26 protein-coding genes are annotated in these 25,450 nt (G+C 70.3%); 15 read left to right on the top strand and 11 right to left on the bottom strand.

Annotated features, from left to right (window positions below):
• Window positions 1–3 precede the first annotated feature (3 nt).
• Window positions 4–1,341 (top strand): ricin-type beta-trefoil lectin domain protein, encoded by a 1,338-nt coding sequence (locus AB0J33_RS07300; RefSeq protein ID WP_363610872.1) that lies wholly within the window; start codon window positions 4–6, stop codon window positions 1,339–1,341.
• 96 nt (window positions 1,342–1,437) lie between these two features.
• Here the strand turns inward: AB0J33_RS07300 and AB0J33_RS07295 are convergent, their stop codons facing one another.
• On the bottom strand, window positions 1,438–2,058 hold the full coding sequence (locus AB0J33_RS07295) for an ABATE domain-containing protein (RefSeq protein ID WP_363610870.1): 621 nt from the start codon (window positions 2,056–2,058) through the stop codon (window positions 1,438–1,440).
• A gap of 91 nt (window positions 2,059–2,149) precedes the next feature.
• Here AB0J33_RS07295 and AB0J33_RS07290 point away from each other — a divergent pair, with 91 nt between their 5' ends.
• On the top strand, window positions 2,150–3,370 hold the full coding sequence (locus tag AB0J33_RS07290) for an MFS transporter (protein WP_363610868.1): 1,221 nt from the start codon (window positions 2,150–2,152) through the stop codon (window positions 3,368–3,370).
• Here the strand turns inward: AB0J33_RS07290 and AB0J33_RS07285 are convergent.
• The 6 genes from AB0J33_RS07285 to AB0J33_RS07260 form a co-directional block, all read right to left on the bottom strand.
• A complete protein-coding gene (locus AB0J33_RS07285; RefSeq protein ID WP_363610866.1) occupies window positions 3,324–3,794 on the bottom strand; it encodes a hypothetical protein in 471 nt (156 codons plus the stop codon). The genes AB0J33_RS07290 and AB0J33_RS07285 overlap by 47 nt on opposite strands.
• Before the next feature lie 58 nt (window positions 3,795–3,852).
• The gene (locus AB0J33_RS07280; RefSeq protein ID WP_363610864.1) at window positions 3,853–4,218 is read right to left on the bottom strand and encodes a DNA polymerase ligase N-terminal domain-containing protein; all 366 of its coding nucleotides are present in this window, start codon (window positions 4,216–4,218) and stop codon (window positions 3,853–3,855) included.
• A gap of 135 nt (window positions 4,219–4,353) precedes the next feature.
• Window positions 4,354–5,277 carry a serine hydrolase gene (locus AB0J33_RS07275; RefSeq protein WP_363610862.1) on the bottom strand — a complete coding sequence of 308 codons (924 nt, stop codon included), beginning with the start codon at window positions 5,275–5,277 and terminating at the stop codon, window positions 4,354–4,356.
• Window positions 5,270–5,953 carry a hypothetical protein gene (locus AB0J33_RS07270; RefSeq protein ID WP_363610860.1) on the bottom strand — a complete coding sequence of 228 codons (684 nt, stop codon included), beginning with the start codon at window positions 5,951–5,953 and terminating at the stop codon, window positions 5,270–5,272. Before AB0J33_RS07270 ends, AB0J33_RS07275 begins: the two co-directional genes overlap by 8 nt.
• Window positions 5,954–6,108: 155 nt before the next feature.
• Window positions 6,109–6,609: a SigE family RNA polymerase sigma factor gene (locus AB0J33_RS07265; protein ID WP_363610858.1), complete on the bottom strand. Its 501-nt coding sequence runs from the start codon at window positions 6,607–6,609 to the stop codon at window positions 6,109–6,111.
• Window positions 6,602–7,492, bottom strand: a complete 891-nt coding sequence (locus AB0J33_RS07260; protein ID WP_363610856.1) for a hypothetical protein — start codon at window positions 7,490–7,492, stop codon at window positions 6,602–6,604. Before AB0J33_RS07260 ends, AB0J33_RS07265 begins: the two co-directional genes overlap by 8 nt.
• 417 nt (window positions 7,493–7,909) lie before the next feature.
• On the opposite strand from AB0J33_RS07260, the gene AB0J33_RS07255 reads away from it, so the two are divergent.
• The 3 genes from AB0J33_RS07255 (at window position 7,910) to AB0J33_RS07245 (ending at window position 10,693) form a co-directional block, all read left to right on the top strand.
• Window positions 7,910–9,265 carry a glycosyl hydrolase family 18 protein gene (locus AB0J33_RS07255; protein ID WP_363610854.1) on the top strand — a complete coding sequence of 452 codons (1,356 nt, stop codon included), beginning with the start codon at window positions 7,910–7,912 and terminating at the stop codon, window positions 9,263–9,265.
• A gap of 141 nt (window positions 9,266–9,406) precedes the next feature.
• Window positions 9,407–9,823, top strand: a complete 417-nt coding sequence (locus AB0J33_RS07250) for a hypothetical protein (RefSeq protein WP_363610852.1) — start codon at window positions 9,407–9,409, stop codon at window positions 9,821–9,823.
• Between the two features lie 9 nt (window positions 9,824–9,832).
• Window positions 9,833–10,693, top strand: a complete 861-nt coding sequence (locus tag AB0J33_RS07245) for an MBL fold metallo-hydrolase (protein ID WP_363610849.1) — start codon at window positions 9,833–9,835, stop codon at window positions 10,691–10,693.
• 229 nt (window positions 10,694–10,922) lie between these two features.
• Here the strand turns inward: AB0J33_RS07245 and AB0J33_RS07240 are convergent, their stop codons facing one another.
• A complete protein-coding gene (locus AB0J33_RS07240; RefSeq protein WP_363610847.1) occupies window positions 10,923–11,057 on the bottom strand; it encodes a hypothetical protein in 135 nt (44 codons plus the stop codon).
• A gap of 109 nt (window positions 11,058–11,166) precedes the next feature.
• Here AB0J33_RS07240 and AB0J33_RS07235 point away from each other — a divergent pair, with 109 nt between their 5' ends.
• The gene (locus AB0J33_RS07235; protein ID WP_363610845.1) at window positions 11,167–12,396 is read left to right on the top strand and encodes an esterase-like activity of phytase family protein; all 1,230 of its coding nucleotides are present in this window, start codon (window positions 11,167–11,169) and stop codon (window positions 12,394–12,396) included.
• Between the two features lie 64 nt (window positions 12,397–12,460).
• Here the strand turns inward: AB0J33_RS07235 and AB0J33_RS07230 are convergent, their stop codons facing one another.
• Both AB0J33_RS07230 and AB0J33_RS07225 read right to left on the bottom strand, forming a co-directional pair.
• On the bottom strand, window positions 12,461–14,257 hold the full coding sequence (locus tag AB0J33_RS07230) for an NAD-binding protein (protein ID WP_363610843.1): 1,797 nt from the start codon (window positions 14,255–14,257) through the stop codon (window positions 12,461–12,463).
• A gap of 45 nt (window positions 14,258–14,302) precedes the next feature.
• Window positions 14,303–14,644, bottom strand: coding sequence for a DUF6223 family protein (locus AB0J33_RS07225; RefSeq protein WP_363610841.1), 342 nt, complete (start codon window positions 14,642–14,644; stop codon window positions 14,303–14,305).
• A gap of 216 nt (window positions 14,645–14,860) precedes the next feature.
• Here AB0J33_RS07225 and AB0J33_RS07220 point away from each other — a divergent pair, with 216 nt between their 5' ends.
• The gene (locus AB0J33_RS07220) at window positions 14,861–15,973 is read left to right on the top strand and encodes a histidine kinase (RefSeq protein ID WP_363610839.1); all 1,113 of its coding nucleotides are present in this window, start codon (window positions 14,861–14,863) and stop codon (window positions 15,971–15,973) included.
• Entirely contained in the window at window positions 15,970–16,632 is a 663-nt protein-coding gene (locus AB0J33_RS07215; RefSeq protein ID WP_363610837.1) for a response regulator transcription factor, read from the top strand. The genes AB0J33_RS07220 and AB0J33_RS07215 overlap by 4 nt, the downstream gene beginning before the upstream one ends.
• A 31-nt stretch (window positions 16,633–16,663) precedes the next feature.
• Here the strand turns inward: AB0J33_RS07215 and AB0J33_RS07210 are convergent, their stop codons facing one another.
• Window positions 16,664–17,614 carry a BadF/BadG/BcrA/BcrD ATPase family protein gene (locus AB0J33_RS07210; protein WP_363610835.1) on the bottom strand — a complete coding sequence of 317 codons (951 nt, stop codon included), beginning with the start codon at window positions 17,612–17,614 and terminating at the stop codon, window positions 16,664–16,666.
• A 96-nt stretch (window positions 17,615–17,710) separates the two neighbouring features.
• Here AB0J33_RS07210 and AB0J33_RS07205 point away from each other — a divergent pair, with 96 nt between their 5' ends.
• From AB0J33_RS07205 to AB0J33_RS07175, 7 genes are all read left to right on the top strand, one after another.
• Window positions 17,711–18,628 carry a MurR/RpiR family transcriptional regulator gene (locus tag AB0J33_RS07205; protein WP_363610833.1) on the top strand — a complete coding sequence of 306 codons (918 nt, stop codon included), beginning with the start codon at window positions 17,711–17,713 and terminating at the stop codon, window positions 18,626–18,628.
• A complete protein-coding gene (locus AB0J33_RS07200) occupies window positions 18,625–19,374 on the top strand; it encodes an SIS domain-containing protein (protein ID WP_363610831.1) in 750 nt (249 codons plus the stop codon). Before AB0J33_RS07205 ends, AB0J33_RS07200 begins: the two co-directional genes overlap by 4 nt.
• A gap of 16 nt (window positions 19,375–19,390) precedes the next feature.
• A complete protein-coding gene (gene ngcE / locus AB0J33_RS07195) occupies window positions 19,391–20,815 on the top strand; it encodes an N-acetylglucosamine/diacetylchitobiose ABC transporter substrate-binding protein (RefSeq protein ID WP_363610829.1) in 1,425 nt (474 codons plus the stop codon).
• A complete protein-coding gene (locus tag AB0J33_RS07190; protein WP_363610827.1) occupies window positions 20,815–21,723 on the top strand; it encodes a sugar ABC transporter permease in 909 nt (302 codons plus the stop codon). Before ngcE ends, AB0J33_RS07190 begins: the two co-directional genes overlap by 1 nt.
• Before the next feature lie 115 nt (window positions 21,724–21,838).
• Window positions 21,839–22,681 carry a carbohydrate ABC transporter permease gene (locus AB0J33_RS07185; RefSeq protein ID WP_363610825.1) on the top strand — a complete coding sequence of 281 codons (843 nt, stop codon included), beginning with the start codon at window positions 21,839–21,841 and terminating at the stop codon, window positions 22,679–22,681.
• Between the two features lie 37 nt (window positions 22,682–22,718).
• The gene (locus tag AB0J33_RS07180; protein ID WP_363610823.1) at window positions 22,719–23,909 is read left to right on the top strand and encodes a glycosyl hydrolase; all 1,191 of its coding nucleotides are present in this window, start codon (window positions 22,719–22,721) and stop codon (window positions 23,907–23,909) included.
• A gap of 234 nt (window positions 23,910–24,143) precedes the next feature.
• A complete protein-coding gene (locus AB0J33_RS07175; protein ID WP_363610821.1) occupies window positions 24,144–25,364 on the top strand; it encodes a GAF domain-containing SpoIIE family protein phosphatase in 1,221 nt (406 codons plus the stop codon).
• Window positions 25,365–25,450 lie beyond the last annotated feature (86 nt).

Raw genomic sequence — 25,450 nt, 5'->3', positions numbered from 1 at the left:
GCTGTGCCACTTCGCAAACTGTCCGCCCCCTGGCTGGGGGCAGCCGTGGCGGTCCTGGTTCTGATCGCCGTCGGCATGTACGTCGTCACGACCGTGGCGCCGGCGGCCGCGGCCACCACTGCCGGCTGCGGCAAGGCGCCCGGACTCAACAGCGGCACCCACACCATCCAGAGCGGCGGGAAGAGCCGCAGCTTCATCCTTCGGCTGCCCGACAGCTACAACAACACCTACGCCCACCGGCTGGCCTTCGGGTACCACTGGCTGGGCGGCACCGCCGGTCAGGTCGCGTCCGGTGGAACCGACGGAGCCGCGTGGGCCTACTACGGCATGCTCTCGCAGGCGAACAACACCACGATCTTCGTCGCCCCGCAGGGCCTCAACAACGGCTGGGGCAACTCCAACGGCGAGGACGTGACCTTCACCGACGACATGATCCGCGTGATCGAGAACGCCCTCTGTGTCGACACGACCCAGCTCTTCTCGGTCGGGTTCAGCTACGGCGGCGCGATGAGCTACTCGTTGGCGTGTTCCCGGCCGACGGTGTTCCGTGCGGTCGCGGCGATCGCGGCCCCGGGGGCGATCAGCGGATGCAGCGGCGGCACCCAGCCCGTGGCGTACCTGGGGATTCACGGCATCAACGACAACATCCCGAGCGGACGGTCGCTGCGCGACAGGTTCGTCCGGAACAACGGTTGCGCCGCGCAGAATCCGCCCGAGCCGGCGGCGGGCAGCCGTACCCACATCACCACCGCCTACTCCTGCCAGCCCGGATATCCGGTGGTCTGGGCCGCGTTCGACGGCGGCCACCAGCAGGGTCCGGTGGACGGTTGCGCCGGTTGTGAGAGCGGCGCGCGAAGCTGGGTCAAGCAGGAGGTGTGGCGGTTCTTCACCCAGTTCGGGTCTGACGTGCCGCCCACCACTCCCCCGCCGTCGACCCCGCCGCCCGGCCAGCAGAACGTGCTGATCGCGGGTGGCCAGTCCGGCCGCTGCATCGACATCTCCAACTCGAGCACGGCCAACGGTGCCCGTGCGCAACTGTGGGACTGCCACGGCGGCACCAACCAGCGCTGGACCCACACCGCCAACCGCACCCTGACCGTCTACGGCAACAAGTGCCTGGACGCCAGCGGGGCGGGCAGCGGCAACGGCACCGCCGTCATCATCTGGGACTGCAACGGCCAGGCCAACCAGCAGTGGAACCTGAACTCCAACGGCACCGTCACCGGCGCCCAATCGGGCCTCTGCCTGGACGCGGTCGGTTCCGGCACGGCCAACGGGACGCTGCTGCACCTCTGGGCCTGTCACGGCGGCGCCAACCAACAGTGGAGCACGCGTACCTAGACAGTGCCGCCAACGAGATTGAGGTGGCGCCGGGTCGCCGGGGGCGCGGCGCCACTCTCAGACCGACGCGAGCCCAGCGGGACGAGCGGCCTGGGCTCAGCTCGTCGCGCGGGTGCGTCGCGCGGCGACGTAGCGGCGGATCTTCTCGGACGTTCCACAGTCGTCCATGCTGCACCAGCGGCGACTGCGGTTCTTGCTCTCGTCGTGGAAGAGGAAGCGACAGCCTCGGCAACCCTTGATCCGGTGCAACGCGCCGGTGGTGAGAAGCTGGACGGCCGCGTGCACCACCGGCCGCAGCGGCCGGGCAAGCGTCTGGTCGTCTCGCCAGGTCCATTCGAACGTGCTTGCTCGATCGAGCCGGGCGTGACCGAGCGCGTCCGCTTCGTCGTCTCGCAGCCGGGCCAGCACGGACCCGCTCGGGCTCTGGCCGGCGGCCACCGCCCGGAACACCTCGTCGAGATCGTCTCGGATGCGCAGCGATCGCGTGAAGGCGGCGTGAGCGCCGTCCGGGTCATCGCGGGACAGCCGGCGTGACACCTCCGCCTCCGGCTCGCTGAGCGCGCCCGCGTACACACCCCAGGCGACCAACTCGGGGTAGCCGGTCAGCACGTCGTCGTCCGGGGACCCGACGGGTGGCCCGGCACGGGTGTTGGTGAAGTCCAGGGCGAGGTTGCCGCCCACCAGTCGCATCCGCGTCACGCCCGCAAGCGTTTCCATCGAAACTCACTTTACCAGTTGACCCGCATCGAAGGACGCCACTAGCATGTTTCCATCATAACCGATTTCACCGGCAACGACGGGAGGTCTGATGAGACGCGGGCGGGCAGTGGGAGCGCTGATCGGCTTGTCGGGCGGGACCTTCCTCTACACCACCGCCGAGGCACTGCCGGTCGGGCTGCTGCTCCCGATGGCGGGAGACCTGGCCGTCTCGCCACCGCAGGTGGGCATGCTCGTCACCGCGTACGGCGCGGTGGTGATGGTCGCCTCGGTCCCGCTGACCGCGCTGGTCCGCCGGGTCCCGCGCCGACGGTTACTGTCGACACTCCTGGCCGGCTTCGTCGTCAGCAACGCCATCACGGTGCTCGCCGACACCTTCGCGCTGCTGCTGGCGGCCAGGATGGTCACCGCGGCGACCCATGCGCTGTTCTGGGCCGTGGTGGTGCCGGCCGCGGCCGAGCTGTTCCGACCCGCACAACGCGGGCGGGTGGTCGCGGTCGTCTTCGCCGGCGGCACCGTCGCGTTGGCCCTGGGGGTGCCCGCCGGCACCTGGCTCGGCGAGCGCGCCGGATGGCGGGCCTCGTTCCTGGCGGTGGCCGGGCTCGGCGCGCTCGTGCTCGTCATGGTGGCCACGCTGTTGCCCTCGACCCGGCCGGACGAGGGACACGCCGCGCGCGGTGCGACGCCCGACGCCCGACGCTTCTGGTTGTTGGTGGCCGTGGCCATCCTGGCGACCGCCGGCGCCATCACGGCCTACACCTATGTCGCTCTTTTCGTCACCGAAGTCAGCGGATTCTCCGCCTCGTCAGTCGGGGCCATCCTGTTGGCACGCGGCATCGCCAGCGTGCTCGGCATCCTCACCATCGGCGCGCTACTGGACCGCAACCCGTGGCTCGCCCTGGTCACGACCGTCGCACTGCAGTCGGCGGCCCTGCTCGGGCTGTACGTCCTCGGTCAACGGCCGTCGGTGGCCGTCGGCCTGATCGCGCTTGCCGGCCTGGCGTTCGCCGCGTTCACCGCGGCGCTCGGCGGCCTCGTCCTGCAGGTGGCGCCCGGCCGCTCCGACCTCGCCGCCGCCACGGTCTCCGCCGCGGTCAACGTGGGCATCACCGCTGGCGCGTTCGTCGGCGGCCTCGCCCTGCCGAGCCACGGTGTGCGCGCCACAGTGCTGATCGGCACGCTGCTCGGCGCCGTGGCGCTGGTGCTGGCTCTCGGCGAACGCACCATCCGGCCCCCGGCCGTCGCGGCGAATCTCGCCGACGCGGTCACCGACGGTGGTCCGCTCGCGCGAGATAACGTCGCAGCTCGGTGACCTCCACGTCGGTGAGGACGGGGGCGAAGTCGAGGTGCTCGCTGGGATGGATGCCCGTACCGGACCCGGCAACCGTGACGAACCAGGCGCCCTCGTGGCCGAACCAGTGCGCCTGTCCAGCGGCGCCGAGGTCCACGACGTCCTCCGCGCTGGCGGAGTCCCCGGTGGAGACGATTCGCACCCACTGCCCGTCGCGCCCGTAGGGCGGCTGCGGGATCACCACGTCTACGCACTCCGCCGCGATTCGGTCCATGGGCACGCCGTACAGGCGAGCCGAACCCTCGCGTGCCACCCCGCGCACCTGCCGGAGGCTGCGGGTGACTCCGACCAGCACCTCCCCCTCCGGGCCTTCGACCAGGACCGCGTAGGAGCGGTCCGGCTCATGGCGGACCCGGGCGCGGACCTGGAGCGGGATGTCTGCCATACCGACGATGATCCCGCATCGGGCAGCTCCCCGGAGACCCGATCGGACCCCGAAATCGCTAGCCGCGCTCGTGTGGTGGCTGCTCCTTCGTCAGGTGGAGCAGCCACCCCTCGGTGGTGCGAATGAGCGCGTATCGCCGGGGGCCGGTACGGCCGTGCAACGTGAAGAGCATTCGTCGGTCGGTGCGGTCGTGCTCCTCCCACGTGCCGATGTCCGCGATCGACTTGTCCGCGTCCTCGTAGGTGAGGTGATCGAGGTGGTGGTCGGGCACGGCGATCGCGAGCCGGTTCTGGCCGGGACTGTCCGGCAGGCCGCGAGGCACTGCCCAGGAGCGCAGCACACCGTCCTCCTCGAGCCGCAGGTCGAAGTGCGGTCGCGGTTTGCGGTGATGGTGCAGGACGAAGGCGGGCGCCACCCTTGCCATTGTCGACGCCCGCCGGCCCGACCGCCCGCCAATGCCGACGGCCGGGGTGCCGGCCAGCGGCGACACGGACGTCGACCTGCCGTCACCCTGCCGTTCACGGGCGTCGGGCAGTTGGGCAGTTGCCCGACGGTCGGCCTAACTCTGCGAGGGTCCGTCACCGGCGGTGGCCGCCCGCAGTTCCTTGAGCACGAACGTGGCAGCCCTCTCGACGGCGCGGATCCCCTCCTGCTGGTTCGCGTGATGGTCGGAGAGCACGGCGATCAGCCAGTCATGACCGGGCTCGACGACCCGTCCGATGCTGTTGACCAGCCAGCGACCTCCGTCGGCATCGACGGTGTCCCAGCCGTTCTTGACGTAGACGGAACTGTTGGCCGGCACCCGCGCGGCGGTGACTCCCCATCGTTGCTCGGGGATGACCTTCTTCATCAGGCCCATGATGAAGGTGCGGTCCTGCGGGGTCAGCGGTCCCGTCGGTGAGGTCAGCGCCGACAGCAGACGGAGCTGGTCGGCGGCCGTGGTCGTGGTGAGTCCCCAGTGCGAGTTCGCCGTGGTCTCCCGCAGACCGAGCGTACGGTTCGCGGCGGTGAGGCCGCGGAAGCCCTGGATCTTCTGCCACAGGGCCACCGCGGCATCGTTGTCACTGGAGACGATCATGGCCTCGGCCAACCGCCGGGTCTCCGAACCCAGGGCCTTGCCCGGCGGTTGCTGACGCAGCAGCAGCGCCGCGAGGATGTTGACCTTGACGATGCTGGCGGTCTCGAACCGTCTGCTGCCGACCGCCACCGCAGCCGCTCCCTGCCGGTCCAGCGCCGCCACCGCCAGGTGGCCGTCGTACCGTTGCAGGTATGCCTTGATGCGCGTTCTCGCCTGGTCGATCCGGTCGACGGCCGGCGTCGTGGGGATCGGACTGGCCGGGGAAGGGCTGGGCGCCGGGCCGGTTTCGTCGTGGTCACCGCCACGCGTGGCACCGAGGGCGGCCGTCGCGACGCCGGCGAGCGACACGGTGACCGCGGAGATGATCCAGCGGCGGGGCAGCCGCCGATCTGCACGCTCAGCCAAGACGGGCCACCACCCTCGCCGCGACCGAGTCCACCGCGGCCTGGCTGCCCGGGTCGGGCAGGCTGACCGTCGAGACCGTCTCGCCTCGCCTCACCAGCACGAAGTACGTGACGGTGGGCGGACTGCCGGGATGCGCGATGCGACCTCGAATGAGCATGCCGGCGCCCCTGAGGTAATGCGGATCGACGACGTCGAACGAGACCTGCGACCCGAGGACCAGGTAGCTCGCGCACCGCAGCAGGACGCGGCGGACGTCTTCGACATTCCGCTCGGCCCACCCGGGCTCGTACGTCTCCACGACGTGGTGAGCGGACGACGAGCCGTCAGACGGCCGGTAGTAACGCTGCACGGCGGCGCGTCGATGCGACTTCGCCGTGTAGTCGCCGCTCTGATAGCGGGGGCAACTTCGCTGCTCCCACGGCCACGGCGGCAGACCGGTTCGGGCGTCGTCCTCACGCCAGGCCGAACCCAGATCACCCGCCCCCAGCAGGACGCTCGCATCGCCGCGTTCCGCGTCCGCGTGTGACTCGTCGGCGACGACGCCCGGCTCCCCCCGATGACACCCGGCGGTGAACACCACCAACGCCGACAGGACCGCCGACGCGACGGCGACCGAGCCTCGACCGCTGCCGCGCATCCGGCCCCGGCGCGTCCTGCCGCTCGACACGTACACCATGGACCTCCCCAACCACAGATATCTGCCACCGCAGGCCGCGCTCGAGGCGACGCGTGGTGGCACGTTCCTTGCCGCCCGCACCACGGGCGCGGCAACGGCCGCTCGGCGGCCCGACACCACCGAAATCCGCGGCGCCCGGTCGCGGCCCGGACCGGTCAATGGCGTTCCTCGGCGAACAACTCGGAACGGGTCTCGCCGAGCAACTCGCGCAAACGGTTGAGGGAGCGCATGCTCTGGCTCTTGACGACCGCGGTCGAGACACCCACAACCTCGGCGACCGCCTCCACACTCAGGTCGTCCCAGTAGCGCAGGACGATGATCGCCCGGTCCCGCAACGGTAGGGTGGCCACCGCGTCCAGCAACGTCATGCGCAGCTCCGCCGGATGTTCCTCGCCCCGATCCGGCGGCGCCGACATCGCCAACTCCCGGCTGGAGCGACGCCGCTGATGATCGAGCAAGCAGCGCAGCAGTATCTTGCGGGCGTACGCGTGCGGGTCGTCGGCCCGGCGGACCCGCCTCCAGTTGGCGTACACCTTGGCCAACGTCGTCTGGGTGAGGTCCTGGGCGAGATGCCAGTCGCGGCACATCAGGAACGCGGCGTCACGCAGACGGCCAGCGACCGCCTCGGCGAACTGCACGAAGTCTTCGTCAGCCATTGATCTCGGCCAGCGTCGAGAACCTCTTGTTACCGGCGACGACGAACTCGGCCGGCACCTTCGTCCCCCAGATCGGGTTGGCGGCGATCTCGGTCGCCTCTCGCACGGTGAGGACGGGCCGGGCCGGCGACTGTCCCTTGCCCTCCCAGGCCAGGCAGGTGGCGATCATCAAATCGATCTGGACGCCACCGCCATGGTGCACGGTGACGATCTTGTTCTGTACGCAGTTGTCGGGTACCTCGGTCAGCTCCACCGTCCCCGGGGCCGGCTCGCCGCCCAGGTCGTCCTGGTAGATGGCGAGCCGGAGCATGCCCGGTCCAGCGCCTCGATCCAGGTAGAGCTGGATGTACGGCATGCCGGCGCCCGCCCCGCCGCTCCGCAGACTCGCGTAACCGCTGGTCTTCCCGCTGGGCAACAGCCGGGTCAGCAGTTCCAGGGCAGCCTGCGGTGTGGTGGTCAGCAGCTCGCCGCCCGGCCCCGCCCCGATCCTCACCCTCTCGATCACCGTGGCCGAGGGGGTCGGCGACACCAACCCGGCGGGCCCTCCTTCCCTCCCCCCGTCGGCGCCCTTTCCGGACCCGCCCGGTGCCGCATCGGGTGACTCGGCCGGGGGCGGCGTGACGGTGCCGACCGGCCCACCCGACGAACCCAGGTTCAGCCCGCCGCGCTGACCGGCGTCCTCAGCACCGACGCCGAGCGGCCCGGCGGCCAGGCCGATCACGAGCAGCATCGCCAACGCCGATCCGCCGGCGCCGAACTGCGCCAGGCGGCGCCGGCGGCGCAGTCGCCGGCCCCGCACCACCGACTGCTGGATCAGATCACCCAACGGCGGGGCGGGGTGGCGGGCCAAATCGTCCCGGAAACGCTCACGGACGTCACCCATGTCCCGTGTCCCTTCCCTCGGCTGACCGCCGCCGTGGCGATCCGTCACCTCCCTGACGGGCTGGGCCACCGATTTGGTTACCGACTTCGGCGCGAATTTTCCGCCCGGGCCATTCGGTTGACTCGACGCTTCCGGTCTGTGTGCGGCCGCCTTCACAGCGTCGCGGTCGATACGGGTCACAACCCGTACAGCATCCTAGGAGGTTAGGTTGTCCGGGCTTCCCGCTGCGCGGCGCGCGCCCTGGCGTCGGCAGCGCCGTCGGCGACGAGACCCGGAGCTTGAATGGCGGATCCACGCCGGGAGTCCCACCAGACCTCCGCACCCGACTTCCCGGAATCTGTAAACAACCCTTGATATTAAACTTCACGGCCGTCAATATGTGGAGGTCGCGGGTCGTCCAAGCCTGGGGAGTGAGCCATGAGAAGCCGTCGGATCTTCGCAGTGCTGGCCGGGGCGGCGATGACCGTCACGGCCGCCGTCGCCTTCGTTCCCAGCAGCCTGGCGGCCGTGTCGTCGGCCAACGCCGTGCCGATGGTCGCCTGCACCGCTCCGGGCTGGGCCGAGGGCGCCACCTACCAGGCGGGCGCCCAGGTCACCTACGCCGGCCGGCTCTACCAGGCCCTGGTCACCCACACCGCGCACCCCGGCGCCGGCTGGAACCCCGCCGCGACCCCGTCGTTGTGGCGTGACCTCGGCGCGTGCTCGGGAAGTACGCCGCCGCCCACCACGCCACCACCGACGACCCCGCCACCGACGACCCCGCCGCCCACCACACCGCCACCGACCACACCTCCCCCCACCACGCCACCACCGACCGGGGGCACCTGCGCGGTGAAGTCGCGGCCCACCGGCAAGGTCTTGCAGGGCTACTGGGAGAACTGGGACGGCGCCTCCAACGGCGTGCACCCCGGCCTCGGCTGGATCCCGATCACCGACAGCCGACTCAACCAGCACGGCTACAACGTGATCAACGCGGCGTTCCCGGTGATCCGCTCGGACGGCACGGTCCTCTGGGAGAACGGCATGGACGCTGGCGTGAAGGTCGCCACTCCGGCCGAGATGTGCCAGGCCAAGGCTGCCGGCGCCACCATCCTGATGTCGATCGGCGGAGCCGCCGCGGGCATCGACCTCAGCTCCTCCGCGGTCGCCGACCGGTTCATCGCCACCATCGTGCCGATCCTGACGGCCTACCATTTTGACGGCATCGACATCGACATCGAGACCGGCCTCACCGGCAGCGGCAACATCAACACCCTGTCGACGTCGCAGGCCAACCTGATCCGGATCATTGACGGCGTGCTGGCCCGGATGCCGTCGAACTTCGGCCTGACGATGGCGCCGGAGACGGCCTACGTCACCGGCGGCAGTGTGGTCTACGGCTCGATCTGGGGTTCGTACCTGCCGATCATCAAGAAGTACGTGGACAACGGCCGGCTGTGGTGGCTGAACATGCAGTACTACAACGGCAGCATGTACGGCTGCGCCGGCGACTCGTACCCGGCGGGCACGGTGCAGGGCTTCACGGTGCAGACGCAGTGCCTGAACAACGGCCTGACCATCCAGGGCACCACCATCCGCGTGCCGTACGACAAGCAGGTCCCCGGCCTGCCCGCGCAGACCGGGGCGGGCGGTGGCTACATGTCGACCTCGTTGGTCACGCAGGCATGGAACTCGGTGCCCGGCCTCAAGGGCCTGATGACCTGGTCGGCGAACTGGGACGGGTCGAAGGGATGGACGTTCGGCGACAACGTGAAGCGCCTACAGGGCCGCTGACGGGGCGGCGCCGGGCCACCGTCAGCCGGCCTCCCGGCGACGTGGGCCCGGCGGCGTCACGCCGCGAAGCGTACGACAGCCGGACCGCCCAGTTGACCGAATGCCCCACGAGGAAGCGAAAGGGGGTTTTAGGGTTCAACTATGACCTACCTCGGAAGTGGCGATCCGTCGCGGCGGCGGACCGACTACAACCCTTCCTGGATCAACGAACTGGCCGAGGACGTGACGATGGAGGGCGCGGTGCTCAACGGCACCGTGCGAGGCGCCGACGCCGTGCTGACACTGCTGTCCCACGCCCGGACGCTCTACGAATACCAGGAGTTCGTCTTCACCGGCGAGTACGACACCAACGGCTACATCGAGGACTACTCCTCGCGGATACAGGGTCAGCCCATCGCCAACATCGCCGTGCTCTACCGCAATGACCAGGGCAAGGTCCAGCACCTGGTCATGAACCACCGGCCGCTACCGGCGGTGCTGCTCTTCTCCCGGCTCATGGGTGAGCATTTCAAGGGAACTCCCTACGCCGACTACTTCGCCACCGCTGACGGGAATTGAGGATTCGTCATGCCCGGCGACACCACACTGCGCTTCGACGTACTCGTCTCCGACCTCGCGCCGGTGCAGGGTCCCGCCATGCCGAACGGTGGACGACCGTACTGGTCCCCGCTGGCCCACACGCTGATCCACGGCGCCCGTGAAGCCGCCATCGTGGATCCACCGATCACCGTGGCGCAAACGGATGCCCTGGCCGACTGGATCGAGTCCTTCGACAAGCGGCTCAGCTACATCTACATCACTCACTGGCACGCCGACCACTGGCTCGGCACTGGGCGACTGGTGCGGCGATTCCCCGGTGTCATGGCGTACGCCAGCCCCCGGACGGTCGAGCGGATCATGCGCAGCACGCCTGACGGCGTGCCGGGGGCACCCTGGCCCAGCCTGTTCCCGGGCCAGCTCGGCGACTTCCCGATCGAGACCCCCATCGTTGCGGTGCCGTCCGACGGCTTCACCGTCGATGGCCAGCAACTCGTCAGCGTCGAGGCCGGACACAGCGACACCGACGACTCGACGGTCCTGCACGTGCCGTCGATCGGGCTGGTGGCCGCCGGCGACGTCGTCTACAACAACGTGCACCAGTATCTCGCCGAATCACCCGACGGCACGTTGGATGGCTGGCGGGCAGCCCTCGACACCGTCGCGGCACTCGATCCCGCGCACGTCGTCGCCGGGCACCGGGACCCGACCCGGGACGACGACGTCGCGAACATCGGTCGGACGCGGGAGTATCTCGACGTCGCAGCCGAACTGCTCGCCGGCGGCCCGTCCCGCGAGGAGTGGTTCTTCACATTGATCGAACGCTACCCGGACCGCATCAACCCCTACACCGTCTGGCTGTCGGCCCAGCGGCTGCTGCCGGCCGGCTGACGCGCCGACGCCGGCCCCTCGGCGGCGTCGACGGTCCAGGGACAGGCGTTCGCGTTCGTGGAAGGCCACGTCCAGGTCGCCGGCCCTCGGCCGCGGTGCGCCAGTCGATGACGACCGGGCCGCGTGAGGTCAGCATGTTCTGCGAGTGCAGGCTGCGGTCCCGTCGGCATAGACCGCCGGGACCGGGTAGCCGGCGGCGGCGTCCCTGCGGTGATCCCGGCGGAACGCCTCAGCCGAGCAGCGCGGCCACCGCCTCGGCGTCCAACACCACCGCCGGCACCGCCCCGGCCGCCACCGAAGGACGGAGATCACGTCGGGGTGAAGCCGCAGCCGGGGCGTCGAGGTCGCCGAGACGTGAGCCCACGGTTAGAGCGCCCATTCCCCTGCGGCCAGTTCGAATTCACCACGTCGGCCTAGCGTGCCATCGGATCACGACCGAGCAGGTCCTGCTCGTCCCGACGAAATGAGGATCGATGGCAGTAAGCAAGCGGGTGGGCCTGGGCGCCGCGGTGGTCGCCCTGACCCTGACCCTGCCCGGTGCCGCTTCCGCGGCCGGGCGGAGCACGTCAGACCAGGCCGGGCGGAGCACGTCACACCGGGCCGAGTTGCTGTCGTTCGCCGCGTTGCCGGCGATGAGCTTCGTTCCCGGCAGCGAACCGTCGGGCTCGTCGCTCGGCACCGCGCCCATCAACGGGATCATCCCGCCGTTCGCCGACCAACCGATTCAGGGTTTCAGCGGCGTCCTGCGCAACTCCGACGGCACCTTCGACGTGTTGTCCGACAACGGCTTCGGCAACAAGGCCAACAGCGCCGACTTCGTGCTGCGGGTGCAGCGGATCGCGCCCGACTTCGCCAGTGGCGCCGTGGACGTGGTCGGTGGCATCAACCTGACCGACCCGAACGGCAAGGTGCCATTCCCGCTCACTCGTGCCGACCGCGTGCTCACCGGGGCCGATTTCGACGTCGAGTCGATCACCCGGACGGCGGACGGCACGTACTGGATCGGTGACGAGTTCGGCCCGTACCTGCTGCACTTCGACCGCGCGGGTCGCCTCCTACAGGCGCCGGTGCCGCTGCCGGGCGTGTTCGCCCCGGAGAACCCCGGCCGCGGTGCGACCCCGGCCAACCTCGCCAGCAGCAAGGGCTTCGAGGGCATGGCCCAGTCGCCGGACGGTCGTACGCTCTACCCGCTGCTCGAAGGCACGGTCGCCGGTGATCCGGCGGGCACTCTTCGGCTCAACGAGTTCGACACCAGGACCAACGCCTACACCGGCCGGCGCTGGGCCTACGCGCTCGACTCGCCCGCGCACGCGATCGGTGACGCCATCATGGTCGACCGCGACCGCTTCCTGATCATCGAGCGGGACAACGGCCAGGGTGAGACGGCGAAGGTCAAGAAGATCTATCTCGCCGACAAGCGTGATCGGAACCGCGACGGCCTGCTCGACAAGACGCTGGTCGCGGACCTGATGGACATCGCGAACCCACGGCACGTCGGCGGCTTCGGCGAGACGTTCACGTTCCCGTTCCAGACGATCGAGGACGTGGTGATCCTCGACGACCGCACGCTCGCCGTCCTCAACGACAACAACTTCCCGTCGTCGACCGGCCGCACGCCCGGACAGGCGGACAACAACGAGTTCATCGTGATCAAACTCGACCGCCGCCTGGACGCGGACAAGCGCATCCTCGGTCGCTACTGACCCGGTGTCAGGGGTGGGCGGCCCGACGGGCTGTCCACCCCGTGCCGGGGCTGGAAGGACCCGTTCACGCACCGTGGCGAGGCGTCGGTGCGAGCAGCCGCAGGGGCGCGACGTCGGCCAGCGGTTTGGCATCGGGGCTGGGTACGGTGCGCGGCAGCAGCGCGGCGAGACCGGCGCGGGTGGCCAGCACGATCAGCCGGTCGGTGCGGACCAGTGGCCGACGTTCCGGCAACGACCAGATGGTCTGTCCCGCCCGTCCGGTCCGCACCGCGATCACCCACACCGCGCCCGGCTGGTTGACGTCTCGGCAGTACCGGCCCTCGATCTCGGACCCGGCGCCGACCGGGAACTCGGCCACCAGCAGGACCCGGCGGCCGACCGAGATGGTGTCGATGACCTGCTGACCCATCATGGCGGCCGCGAACGCCGGCGCAGCCAGGGATGAGACGCTGCGTGACTCGTCGATGCCCAGGATGCGCTGCGTGCGTTGCGCGAAGCCGTCGTCGAAGAGCCGTAACACCATCCGCAACGGCGGCCTGGTCGCTGCCGAGCGGGCGCGTTCCGCCTCGTGCGCGGAACGCCCGGACAGGGCTGTCTCCAGGTTGGTGACGTCGTCGTCGGTCAACGCCACCACTGCTCGGCAGGTGTGCACGGACGCGGCTCGCAGTGTCTCGGGGCGGGTCGCGTCGCCGACAATCACCGGCAGACCCAGCTCACGGGCGACACCGATGCCGCGCGCCGACTCGGCGCGGTCGACGGCGACCACGGAGATGCCGAGGGAGTGCAGTTCCTCAAGCACCCGGGTGCCGATGTTGCCCAGCCCCACCAGTACGACGTGGTTGTCGATCGGCTCGGTCATGCCGCCGGCGGCGACCGCCAGCCGGGCGCGCACCAGCGAGTCCACCACCAGGGCGGTGACCGTGGGCAGCAGCGCCACCCCGGTGGTCACCAGCACCACCGCGGTCACCTTTTCGGTGAGCGGTGCGGCGGAGTCGGCCTCGGCGCCTCCCATCGCCGTCAGCAGCGTCAGGTAGAACGCCTCCGCGAGGTTCACACCGCGGGTGTACGCCAGCAGGACGCTGGCCGCGGCGAGTAACGCGGCCGTGCCGGCCAACGCCAGTCGCAGATTGCGGCTGAACACCAACCCGAGGGCCCGAAGCAGCCGTGGCCGTCGGCGCGGCGGGTCCATCCGGCGCCGTCCGTAGGCGCGCACGAGCACCAGGTCCGCCGAATCCTGGTCCGCTGGAAGGACGACCGGCTCCGAGCCGGTCGTGTCGGCCAGACCGCAGACGACATCCACCCCGGCCGGGTCAACGGCGCTGCGCATCGCGGTACGCAGCAGCTCATCGTCGGGCAGTCGCAGGTACGTCGGCGTGGCGTCCCCGAGCGTGGCCGCGACGAACGCCGGTGCGGCGATCTCGGATCCGGAGAGTACGGCGCAGTCACCGAGCATCGACGCCACGCCCTCGCCGAGCACCGGGTTGAACAGTCTGACCACCAGCCGGACGTCCGGCGCAAGTTCCCTGGTGATCATGGCGGCGTCCACGTTGGTCACGTCGTCGACACCGACGAACGCCACGGCCGCGGCGTCGCGGACCCCGGCCTGATCGAGCACCTCCCCGGTCAGGCGCCGCGCGGTGATGATCTCCGGCGGTCTCTCCGCGACCGTGAAGTCCGACGCGAGGTCGGCGGAGTCGGGTACGTGGTGCCCGCTCGTCGACGGTAGGACCACGGTGACCGGAACGCCGTAGCGGTCCGTCAGCTCGGTGACCAGACGACGAGCCACCGCGCCGTCCCCGCAGACCACGAACCGCTGCCGTGCCGGCTCCGCGGTGCGGCTTCCTGTGGTGTCTCCGGACACAGCCGAATGGTAGACCGTCGTGGCACGCGGACCGGTCGCCCAATCTCAGGCGGTACGGCGGCGGCGGGCGAGCGCGACCCCGCCGAGCAGCGCGGCGGTCAGCCCGAGCACGAGGGCCGCGTAGCCACCGACGATGCCGTTGCCGGTTCCCGGCCCTCCGTCGGCGGTGACCACCACCAGCGTGCCGGCGACGATCCCGATGCCTCCCGCCGCGAGGGCCACCGCTGCCTGCCACCTCGGATGGCGGTCGGTGGGGCGGGCCAGTGCCAGAGCGCCGATGAGCGCGCCAACCAGCGCCACGAAGGCGGCGACGCTGGCCACGACACGATCACCGGTCAGGGTGTACGCGTCGACGGTGGACGCGGCGAGCAGCTCACTGATGGGCATGAAGGTCTCCTTCGTCTTCTCTGTCGGATGCCGCTGATCCTGTCCGTTCGCCGACCGCGTGACGTCGTGCGGACGTGGACATTCACGCTGCCGCCGGTGCGGCAGCCGACTGCTGCGGGTGTGGGTGGCGAGGCCCGGCGGTACCGCGTACGCGGTAGGGGCTGGACCGTCGCCAGCACGACTCGCCGGGAGCCGACCGCGGGCTATGGTGCGCGCATGAGCAGCGCACGGATCGGCGTCCGGGACTGGTCGATCGCGCTCGGTGTGGCGGCGGTTCTGCTGCTCACCGGACTGTCGGGTGACCACGCGACCACCGGAGCCGATCCGCTCGGCTTCGCGTTGCTCGGGGTGGGCGGCCTGGCACTGGCCGCGCGGCGACGCGTTCCGGTCGTCGTGCTGCTGGTCACCGGTGTGTGCGCCCTGGGCTACCAGGCCGTGGGTTTCGACGTGTTCGCGGTCGCCTATCTGGTCGCCGTGTACGCGGCGATGCGGGCCGGACACCGTACCGCCACCGCCGTGACGAGCGTGGTGATGTTGGCGGCCCTACCCGTGGCGGCGATAGCCTCGGGCCTGCCCGTGGGCGAGGCGTTCGCCCAGGCCAGGGGTGTTCTCGAACTGGCCTGGCTGATCGCCGCCGGCGCGGCCGGTGAGGCGCTGCGCCAAGCCGAGCGTCGGGCCGACGAGGCCGAGCGCACCCGCGAGGAGAGCGCGCTGCGCCGCGCCGACGAGGAACGGCTGCACATCGCGCGGGAGCTGCACGACTCGCTCACCCACCAGATCTCGGTGATCAAGGTGCAGGCCGAGGCCGCCGTGCACCTGGCCCGCAAGCGTGGCGAGCCGGTGCCGCAGGCGCTTCTGGCGATCCTCGACGCCGGTCGCGAGGCGTCCCGCGAGCTGCGCGTCACCCTGGAGGCGCTCCGGGACGACGGCAGCGCGACGGCGAGCGGTCTCGACCAGGTCGCGGAGCTGGTGCGGCGGGCACGGGTGAACGGCCTCGACGCGACGTTGACGATCGAGGGGCACCGGATGGGGCTGCCGGCCGCGGTGGAGCGGACCGCGTACCGGATCGTGCAGGAGTCGCTGACCAACGTCACCCGACATGCCGGGGCCGCCTCGGCCTCGGTCCGGGTCGAGTACCGTCCCGACGCGATCATCGTCCAGATCGAAGACGATGGCACGGCCCGGCCGGCGTCCGCGGCGGAGCCCGGTGTCGGGCTGCTCGGCATGCGTGAACGGGTGGGCGCCCTCGGCGGACGACTGAGCGCCGAGGCTCGCAGTGAGGGCGGTTTCACCGTGCATGCCGAGCTTCCGGTGCCTGGTGCGTCGTGATCCGTGTCCTGCTGGTCGACGACCAGCCGCTGATCCGCAGCGGGTTCCGCGCGCTGCTCGACGCCGAGGACGACATCGTGGTGGTGGCCGAGGCCGCCGACGGCCGCGACGCGGTGGCGCTCGCCCAGCGGCACCTGCCCGATGTCGCGCTCGTCGACGTCCAGATGCCCGTCGTCAACGGTATCGAGACGACCCGACGCATCGCCGCCGACCCGGCCCTGGCGGGGGTACACGTGGTCATCCTGACCAACTACGGACTGGACGAGTACGTCTTCGACGCCCTGCGGGCCGGCGCGGCCGGGTTCCTGGTCAAGGACATTCTGCCGGAGGACTTCCTGCACTCCGTCCGGGTGGCCGCACGCGGTGACGCGCTGCTCGCACCAGCGATCACGCGCAGGCTCATCGCCCGGTACGTGGCCCAGCCACCGCCGCGCTTCGACACCGGTGCGCTGGCGCAGCTGACCGTCCGTGAACGCGAGGCCGTCGCTCTGGTCGCGCAGGGCCTGTCCAACGGCGAGATCGCCGAACGGATGGTGATCAGCGCGGTGACCGCCAAGACCCACGTCAACCGCGCGATGGCGAAGCTGCACGTCCGTGACCGCGCGCAACTCGTCGTGCTGGCCTATGAGGCCGGTGTGGTGATCGCCGGTGACCGGTGACGGTTGTTGGTCTCCCCCGGCTCACGAAGGCTCAGTGTCCGGCCTCGGTGGCCCCGCCATCGGGTCGCAGCATGCGTTGGTGCAGGCGCGCCGCCTCCTCCTGGTCGGTGAGCTGACGTAGTGCGAGCCAGGCGGCCCCGATCGCCGGGTCCCGGGCGGTCGCCGCCGGGCCGGCAAGGGTGGCCAGGACTGCCGTTCGCACGGGCGTGGTGTTGGTCAGGAGGCTGCCGGCGAGCACGACGGGGCCGTCCGGTGGGCCCAACTCGCCGAGCGTGGCGACCAGTCGGGCGGCGGCCTCGGTGGTCAGCCGTTCGGCGAGGGCATCGCCGGCCGTGGCGTACGCGCACACCAGGGGTGCCAGCGCGGCGAAGGCCGCCGGTTGCTGGCGGCCGGCCCAGTGCACGAGTTCGTCGCAGCTGGTCACGCCCGCCTGCGCCGCGATGGCGGCGGCCAGTTCGCCGTGCGCGGTGGGTCCCGACCAGGCCCGCGCGACCGACCGGACCGCCTGTAGACCGAGCCACAGGCCGGAGCCCTCGTCGCCGAGCAGCCAGCCCAGGCCGTCGGCGGTGCGACGGACGCGCCAGTCGTCGATCCGGGCGGCGACCGCGCCGGTGCCGGCGATGAGCACTGCTCCCGAGGGCGCCGGTGTGCCCGCCGCGAAGGCCGTCACGGCGTCGCCGACCATGGTCACCGGGCAGGTCAGACCCCGTTGGGCCCACTCGTGCCCGAAGGCCGCCGTGATCTCCGGGTCCGCCATGACGCCCGCGCCGGCGATGCCCGCGACGCCGCTGCGCACCGACGCGGGGTCGTGCGCGGCCAGGGCGTCGCGCACCGCCGTCCCGATGGACCGGGCGGCGGCCCGCCCCGCCACCGTCGGGTTTCCCGGGCCGGCTGATCCGCGGCCCACCACGGTGCCGTCCCGGGTCGCCACGACCGCCCGGGACGCCGTGCCACCGGCGTCAACACCCAGTACGAGCACCATGCCGCAGATCGAAGCATAGAAAGTTGTTGTTGACTAGGCGGCGATGTGGTCGTAATTTTCATCTTCATAGCTACTCGATGAAAAGGACGATCACTGGTGACGGGTGAGAGTGGCGGGCTGCTGGTGCGGCTCCGCATGGAAGGGCCGACCATGCCGGAGGCCCTGGCGAAGATCGCCGAGGCGATCCTCGACGATCCGGAGACTGCGGCGCACGCCAGCATCGTCGACCTGGCCGAACGATCGGGGACCTCCACCGCGACGGTCACCCGCTTCAGCCGGGCCCTCGGCTTCAAGGGGTACGCCAACCTGCGCGTGGCGGTGGCGACCGAGACCGGTCGCGCCGAGCAGGCACGCTGGGAGACCGACATCTCCGGGGACATCGCGCCGGAGGACCCGATCGTCAGCGTCCTCGACGTGATCACGGCGGCGGACACCCGGGCCATCCAGGCGACCGCGTCCGGCCTGGACACGGCCGCGATCGAACGGGTGGCGGCCGCGATCGCCGCCGCCGGTCGAGTGGAGATCTTCGGGCTGGGCAGCAGCGGCACCGCGGGCAGTGAGATGGCCTTTCGACTTGAGCGCATCCGCATCCCGGTGCGGTACCGCGCCGACACGCACACCGCCCTCACCAACGCCGCGCTCCTCGGGCCCGGCGACGTCGCGATCAGCCTGTCGCACTCCGGTCGCACCCGGGAGGCGATCGAAATGCTCGCCGAGGCCGCCGATCACGGCGCCCTGACCGTGGCGGTCACTTCGTACGCCCGCTCACCACTGGCCGAGGTCGCCGACGTCGTCTTCACCACCTCGGTGCACGAGACCACGTTCCGGCTCGCGGCCCTCTCCGCGCTGCACTCGCAGCTGCTGATCCTCGACCTGATCTACGTCGCCGTCGCCCAGCGCACCTACGAGCGGACCGCCGAAGCTCTCGAACTCACCGTGCGGGCCGTCGACGCACACCGGATGCCGGACACCAACGCGAACCGTAAGCGAGCACGGAAGGAAAAGCCGCTGTGACGATCACAAGCGCGGACTATGTCGAGGTCATCACCAGGGCCATCGAACGCGTCGGCACCACCCAGGGCGACCGGGTGGCACAGGCCGCCGATCTGCTGACCGCGACGCTGCAGGCCGGCGGGGTGATCCAGGCGTTCGGCTGCGGACACTCCGAGGCACTCGCCATGGAGATCGCCGGGCGGGCGGGCGGTCTCGTGCCCACCAACAGGATCGCCCTACGCGACATCGTCCTGTACGGCGGCGAGCCCACCAGCGTCCTCAGCGACCCGCAACTCGAACGCACGCCCGACGTCGCGCACCGCCTCTACGCACTCGCCCCGATCAAGCCCGACGACGCGTTCGTCATCGCCTCGAACTCCGGCGTCAACGGCGCCGTGGTGGAGATGGCGCACCTGGTGAAGCAGCGCGGACACGCGCTTATCGCGATCACCTCGGTCGAGCACTCCGCCCGGGTCGAGTCGCGGCACGACAGCGGGCTCAAGCTCGCCGACCTCGCCGACATCGTGCTCGACAACGGCGCTCCGTACGGCGACGCGTCCCTCGACTACGGCGGCGGCGCGGTCGGGGCGGTCTCGTCGATCACCGCGGCCCTGCTGGCCCAGCAGATCGTCACCGAGGTGGTGGCACGGCTGCTGGCGCTCAATGTCACCCCGCCGGTCTATCTGTCCGACAACGTGCCGGGCGGGCGGGAGCACAACAAACTCATCGAAGCGCGGTACGCCGGGCGCATCCGGCGTACCGCATAGGGAAAAGGCCCAGCTGATGAACCGTTCACCCCTGTCCGGACCGTACCCCACCAGACGAACCGTGCTGCGCGCGGCGGCGACCACCGCTGTCACCCTGCCCCTGCTGAGCGCCTGCGTGACCGGCGGCAGCGACGACGAGGACCCGGCCGCCGGCAACACCGGCACCAAGAGCGCCGACAACCCACTGGGCGTCAGGGCGGACGCGCCGCTCGAGGTCGTGATCTTCAAGGGCGGGTACGGCGACGAGTACGCCAAGCGCGCCGAGGCGCTCTACACCCAGAGGTACGCGGGCGCGAAGATCGACCATCAGGGCATCCAGAAGATCGGCGAGGCGTTGCAGCCTCGATTCGTCGCGAACACCCCGCCCGACGTCGTGGACAACACCGGCGCCAGCCGCCTCGACATCGCCACGCTGGTCAGCGCCAAGCAGGTCAGCGATCTCAGCCAGTTGCTCGACGCGCCCGCCTACGACGACCCGGGCAGGACGGTGCGCGAGACGCTGCTGCCCGGCGTGGTCGACGACGGGACGTTCGACACGCTGCCGCTGACGCTCAACTTCACCTACACCGTCTGGGGTCTCTGGTATTCCAGGCCGCTCTTCGCCGCGAAGGGCTGGACCTTCCCGACGACCTGGGACGACATGCTCGCGCTCTGCGCGACCATCAAGGCGGCCGGCATCGCGCCCTGGACGTACCAGGGCAAGTACCCGGAGTACATCAACGACCCGCTGCTCAGCATGGCCGCCAAGACCGGCGGAACGGCGATGATCAAGGCGGTGGACAACCTCGAACCGAACGCGTGGAAGGCGCCGGGGCTGATCGGCGCGGCCGAGGCCTTCGCCGAACTGGCCGGCAAGGGCTACCTCATGCCCGGCTCGGAGGCGCTGTCCCACACCGAGGCGCAGGCCGCCTGGTCGCAGGGGAAGGCCGCGTTCATCCCCTGCGGGTCCTGGCTGGAGAGCGAACAGAAGGGCATCACGCCGGCGAACTTCGACATGGTGATGGGTCCGGTGCCGTCACGCACGACGGCGGACGCCCTGAGGCAGACGGCGGTGCAGGCGGCGAGCAGCGAGTCGTTCCTGGTGCCGGCGAAGGCCAAGAACCCCGCCGGCGGTATGGAGTACCTACGGATCCTGTTCTCCAAGCAGTCGGCGAAGGCATTCGCCGAGACCGCGGGAACCCTGCCCGCCGTGGCCGGGGCCACCGACGGCCTCACGCTGAGCAGCGGCCTCGGCTCGGTGCGCGACGCGGTCCGGGCGGCCGGCACCGAGACGTTCACCTACCGCTTCCGCACCTGGTACGCGCCGCTGGCCAAGGCTGTCGACGACGCCACCGGCGAGCTGGTGAACAGGCGGCTCACCGCCAGGCAGTGGTCGGACCGGATCCAGAAGGCGGCCGACGGGCTGGCCAAGGACTCCACGGTGAAGAAGTACACCCGCTGATGAGACACGGTCGGTGGCGGTTCCTGGCCGGCGCGCTGGTGCCCGCGCTGGTGCTGCACGCCGTGTTCGTGCTGTCGCCGTACGCGCAGGCCTTCTACCTGTCGCTGACCGACTGGACCGGCGTCGCCGGCCAGGCGCGTTTCGTCGGGGCGGGCAACTACGCCCGCCTCGGCGGCGACTCGCTGTTCCTGCACGCGGTCCGGAACAACGCGGTGATGCTGGTCGTGGTGCCACTGGTGACCATCGGCATCGGGCTGTTCCTGGCGAGCATGATGCATCTCGGTGGCCGCGGTGGACGACGGGGGATCGCGGGCTCCGGCGCGTACCAGATCGTCTATTTCTTTCCGCAGTTGTTGTCCCTGGTGGTCATCGCGGTGCTGTGGGGGTTCGTCTACAACCCCAACAACGGGCTGCTGAACGGGGCGCTGCGGTCGGTCGGCCTGGACGGGTTGACCCGGAGCTGGCTCGCGTCACCGTCGCTGGCGCTGATCGCGGTGATGGCGGTCCTGGTCTGGTCGTCGGTGGGCTTCTACGTGGTGCTGTTCAGCGCGGCGATCGACGGCATTCCGCGGGAGTTGTTCGAAGCGGCGCTGCTCGACGGTGCCGGCGGCTGGGCGACCTTCCGCACGGTGACGTTTCCGCTGGTGCGGGAGAGCGTGCACGTCGCGTTCGTGTACCTGGGCATAGCGGCGCTGGACGCCTTCGCCGTCGTCCAGGTGATGACCGTCGGGCCCGGCGGGCCGGACGGCGCGACCGAGGTGATCGGGCTGTCGCTCTACCGCAACGCCTTCCAGTACGGGAAGTTCGGCTACGCCTCGGCCATGGGAGTCGCCCTGTTCTTCGCCACGCTGACCCTGGCCGTGCTGGCGCTGCGCTCGGGCCGCAGGGAACGGCTGGAGCTGGCATGACCGACTGCACCGCAGCGCAGCAAGGGCCAGGAGGGCATGCCGAGGGAGAAGCTGGCATGACCGACTGCACCGCAGCGCAGCAAGGGCCAGGAGGGCATGCCGAGGGAGGACCCGCATGACCGAACGTCGTGTCCAACGGCCGGGGGCCGCCTTCCCGGTGCACCTCGCCATGCTGGCCTGGGCCGTCGTCACCGCGCTTCCGCTGCTCTGGGCGGTGGTCAGCTCCTTCAAGACCGACGACGAGATCCTCAACGACCCCTGGTCCCTGCCCGCCGCGCCACAGGTCGACAACTGGTCCCGGGCGTGGACCCAGGCCAGCATCGGTCGCTACTTCCTCAACAGCGTCCTCGTCGTGGGTGGCGCGCTCGTGCTGACCATGCTGTTGGGTTCGCTGGTCGCCTACGCCCTGGCGCGCTACGAGTTTCGCGGCAACCGGTTCATCTACTACACCTTCGTCGCGGCGATGTTCTTCCCGGTGTTCCTGGCGCTGGTGCCACTGTTCTTCGTCGTCCAGCAGCTGGGCCTGCTGGGCACGTACCGCGGTCTGATCCTGGTCTACGCGGCGTACGCCGTACCCTTCACGGTCTTCTTCCTGCACGCGTTCTTCCGCACGCTGCCCGGCGAGGTGGCGGAGGCGGCATTCATCGACGGCTGCTCGCACGGCGGGGTGTTCTTCCGCGTGATGCTGCCGATGGCCCGGCCGGGCCTGGTCGCGGTCGGCATCTTCAATTTCCTCGGGCTCTGGAACCAGTACCTGCTGCCACTGGTTCTCAATCCCGACCCGGACCGGTACGTCCTGGCACAGGGTCTGGCCGCCCTGTCGGTCAGCCAGGGGTATCGCAGCGACTGGAGCGGCCTGTTCGCCGGTTTGACCATCGCCATGCTGCCGGTGCTCGTCGCGTACGTCGCGTTCCAACGGCACATCCGCGCCGGTATGACCGCCGGCGCGGTCAAGTAGGTCCCTTTCCACCCCCACCCATCGGAGGACCCGACTCATGTCCATCGACAAACGTAGATTGATGGGGTTCGCGGGAACAGCGACCCTGCTCGGCACGCTCGCGGTCTTCAGCAGCGCACCGAGCGCCTCCGCCGCCGAATGCGGCTACCTCTTCGACGACTTCTCCTACACGTCGTCGAGCGACAGCTCACTCACCGCGCACGGCTGGACCCCGCGCAGCTACGCCGGCGGACCGGGCGTACCCGGGGCGACCTGGTCGCCGAACAGCATCACCTTCCCCACCGTCAGCGGCCAGAAGGTCATGCAGCTCACCGCCTCGACCGACGGCACCGGCGCCGGCACCAACCAGGCCGAGCTCTACAGCACCCAGAAGCGCTACCTCGAGGGCACGTACGCCAGCCGGGTGCGCTTCACCGACACCCCCACCGGCGGGAACGACGGCGACCACGTCAACCAGACGTTCTTCACGATCAGCCCGCTGAACGGGGATCTCGACCCGACCTACAGCGAGCTGGACATCTCCGAGTACCTGCCCAACGGCGGGTGGGGTGAGACCGGGCCGATCAACTACCAGACGACCTGGTACACCTACCGCAACGACCCCTGGTACGCGGACAACGTGCACTCGGAGCAGCGCAGCAGCCTCAACGGCTGGCACGACCTGGTGGCGACGGTCGCGAACGGTCACGTCATCTACTACATCGACGGCGTGCAGGTGGGCGACCACTCGGGCAAGTTCTACCCGCGGCAGACGATGACGATCAACTGGAACCTCTGGTTCATCGACACGGCGGCCCACACCGGCGGGCTGAGCACCTACATACAGCAGGTCGACTGGGTGTTGTTCGCGAAGAACCAGGCGCTGACCCCGGCACAGGTGACCTCGAAGACGGCGGCGTACCGGACGGCGGGCAGCACGTTCGCGGACACGGTGGCCACCACGGGCGGCTGCTCGAACCCGACGAACCCGCCGACGACACCACCGACCACGCCACCGACGACACCACCCACCACGCCGCCGCCGGCGGCCAACTGTTCGACCGCGCCGGAGTGGGCCTTCGGCACGGCCTACACCGGCGGTCAGACGGTGAAGCACGAGAAGAGCAGGTACGGCGACCCGAGCGGTCCGCCGTCAGGCGACGGCAGGCATCTGTGGCGGGCACGGTACTGGACGCAGGGCTCCGAGCCGGGCTGGACCCAGCAGTGGGAAGACCTCGGCCGCTGCTGAGCGGCAGCTGAACGAGAATACCGACGGCCGCTCGCCGTGCCTGGCGAGCGGCCGTCCGGTCGTCTGTCCGGCCACCGCTACCCCGAGCGTCCCCGCGGGTGCCGTCAAGTCCGCGAGCGTCGACGACGACGAAACCCGGACTAAGGGGCACGTTCATCAAGCGCCGACGGCGCGACATTGTTGATCTCGCTGCTCGCGGACCGTCGGCGACGTGCCAGCGTCTAGGCTTCTCGGGTGGCCGATGCCGAGCTGATGACGAACGAGGAGCGGCTGCGTCGCATCGAGGCGATCACCGACACCGCCCTGTCGGTGTTGAACATCGCCGAGTTGCTCGACGAGCTCCTGGAACGGGTCCGGGACCTGCTCAAGGTCGATACCGCCACCATCCTGTTGCTGGAAGAACACACCGATGAGCTGGTCGCGACAGCGGCCAAGGGCCTGGAGGAGGAGGTACGCCGCGGCTTCCGCGTCCGGGTCGGACGCGGATTCGCCGGGCGGGTCGCGGCCACACGCGCACCGGTCACGATCTACGACGTCAAGCCCGACGACGTGGTCAACCCCATCCTGCTCGCCACGGGCATACGTGCCCTGCTGGGCGTGCCCATGCTGGTCAACGGCAACCTCGTCGGCGTACTCCACGTCGGCTCCCTGGCCCTGCGGCGGTTCGGTCCCGACGACGTGCGGCTGTTGCAGCTCGTCGCCGACCGTGCCAGCCTCGCGGGTCAGGCCCGAGCGCAGGCCCTCGACCGGCAGGCCGCGCTGGCCCTGCAACGCAGCCTGCTGCCAGGCCGGCTACCCGACATCCCCGGCCTGGACCTGGCCGCCCGGTACATTCCCGGCCACGACCTCGGCATCGGCGGCGACTGGTACGACGTGTTCACGTTGCCCTCGGGCTGGCTGGGCGCCGTCATCGGCGACGTCTCCGGGCACGGGCTGCCCTCCGCCGTCGTCATGGGTCGCATCCGCAGCGCGCTACGCGCGTACGCCCTCGACTCCGACGATCCCGCCCAGGCGCTGACCTCACTCGACCGCAAGATCCACCACTTCGAAGCCGGCACCCTCACCACCGCCGTGTACGCCCTGATCGCACCCGACCGCGCGACGGTGCACCTCTCCTGCGCCGGCCATCTGCCACCGCTGCTGGCTGTCCCCGGCCAACCCACCCAGCTCGTCAACCTGACGGTGGACCGGCCACTCGGTGTGGGCCGACCGGTGGCCAATCGCCGCACCACCGTCCTGGACCTACCGCCGGGTGCGGCGCTCGTCTTCTACACCGACGGACTGGTCGAACGCCGCAGCGAACTCATCGACACCGGGATCGAGCGGCTCGCCGACGCCGTACAGTCCGGGCCAGCCGAGGCGTTGTGCGACCACATCATGGTCACCACCGCCGAGGAGCACCCCAACGACGACATCGCCCTGCTGGTCATCCGCCGTCGACCGGCAGCGGAATAGGGCGCTTCTGACGGTCGGTGTTCCGCTCGTGGTCGGAGCCTCCCCGGAGATCCCTTCCGAGGAGACTCCGACCACTGTTGGAGCGG

The organism is Micromonospora sp. NPDC049645 (genome assembly GCF_040675155.1).
Classification (GTDB): Bacteria; Actinomycetota; Actinomycetes; order Mycobacteriales; family Micromonosporaceae; genus Micromonospora.
This window is presented reverse-complemented; position numbering and strand designations above follow the sequence as displayed.

Coding starts and splice junctions, on each gene's coding strand:
- AB0J33_RS07190 (WP_363610827.1), top strand. CDS start 20,815: ATGAGACACGGTCGGTGGCGGTTCCTGGCCGGCGCGCTGGTGCCCGCG.
- AB0J33_RS07210 (WP_363610835.1), bottom strand. CDS start 17,614: ATGGTGCTCGTACTGGGTGTTGACGCCGGTGGCACGGCGTCCCGGGCG.
- AB0J33_RS07260 (WP_363610856.1), bottom strand. CDS start 7,492: ATGGGTGACGTCCGTGAGCGTTTCCGGGACGATTTGGCCCGCCACCCC.
- AB0J33_RS07255 (WP_363610854.1), top strand. CDS start 7,910: ATGAGAAGCCGTCGGATCTTCGCAGTGCTGGCCGGGGCGGCGATGACC.
- AB0J33_RS07225 (WP_363610841.1), bottom strand. CDS start 14,644: ATGCCCATCAGTGAGCTGCTCGCCGCGTCCACCGTCGACGCGTACACC.
- AB0J33_RS07250 (WP_363610852.1), top strand. CDS start 9,407: ATGACCTACCTCGGAAGTGGCGATCCGTCGCGGCGGCGGACCGACTAC.
- AB0J33_RS07180 (WP_363610823.1), top strand. CDS start 22,719: ATGTCCATCGACAAACGTAGATTGATGGGGTTCGCGGGAACAGCGACC.
- AB0J33_RS07285 (WP_363610866.1), bottom strand. CDS start 3,794: ATGGCAGACATCCCGCTCCAGGTCCGCGCCCGGGTCCGCCATGAGCCG.
- AB0J33_RS07295 (WP_363610870.1), bottom strand. CDS start 2,058: ATGGAAACGCTTGCGGGCGTGACGCGGATGCGACTGGTGGGCGGCAAC.
- AB0J33_RS07245 (WP_363610849.1), top strand. CDS start 9,833: ATGCCCGGCGACACCACACTGCGCTTCGACGTACTCGTCTCCGACCTC.
- AB0J33_RS07290 (WP_363610868.1), top strand. CDS start 2,150: ATGAGACGCGGGCGGGCAGTGGGAGCGCTGATCGGCTTGTCGGGCGGG.
- AB0J33_RS07280 (WP_363610864.1), bottom strand. CDS start 4,218: ATGGCAAGGGTGGCGCCCGCCTTCGTCCTGCACCATCACCGCAAACCG.
- AB0J33_RS07185 (WP_363610825.1), top strand. CDS start 21,839: ATGACCGAACGTCGTGTCCAACGGCCGGGGGCCGCCTTCCCGGTGCAC.
- AB0J33_RS07235 (WP_363610845.1), top strand. CDS start 11,167: ATGGCAGTAAGCAAGCGGGTGGGCCTGGGCGCCGCGGTGGTCGCCCTG.
- AB0J33_RS07265 (WP_363610858.1), bottom strand. CDS start 6,609: ATGGCTGACGAAGACTTCGTGCAGTTCGCCGAGGCGGTCGCTGGCCGT.
- ngcE (WP_363610829.1), top strand. CDS start 19,391: ATGAACCGTTCACCCCTGTCCGGACCGTACCCCACCAGACGAACCGTG.
- AB0J33_RS07220 (WP_363610839.1), top strand. CDS start 14,861: ATGAGCAGCGCACGGATCGGCGTCCGGGACTGGTCGATCGCGCTCGGT.
- AB0J33_RS07270 (WP_363610860.1), bottom strand. CDS start 5,953: ATGGTGTACGTGTCGAGCGGCAGGACGCGCCGGGGCCGGATGCGCGGC.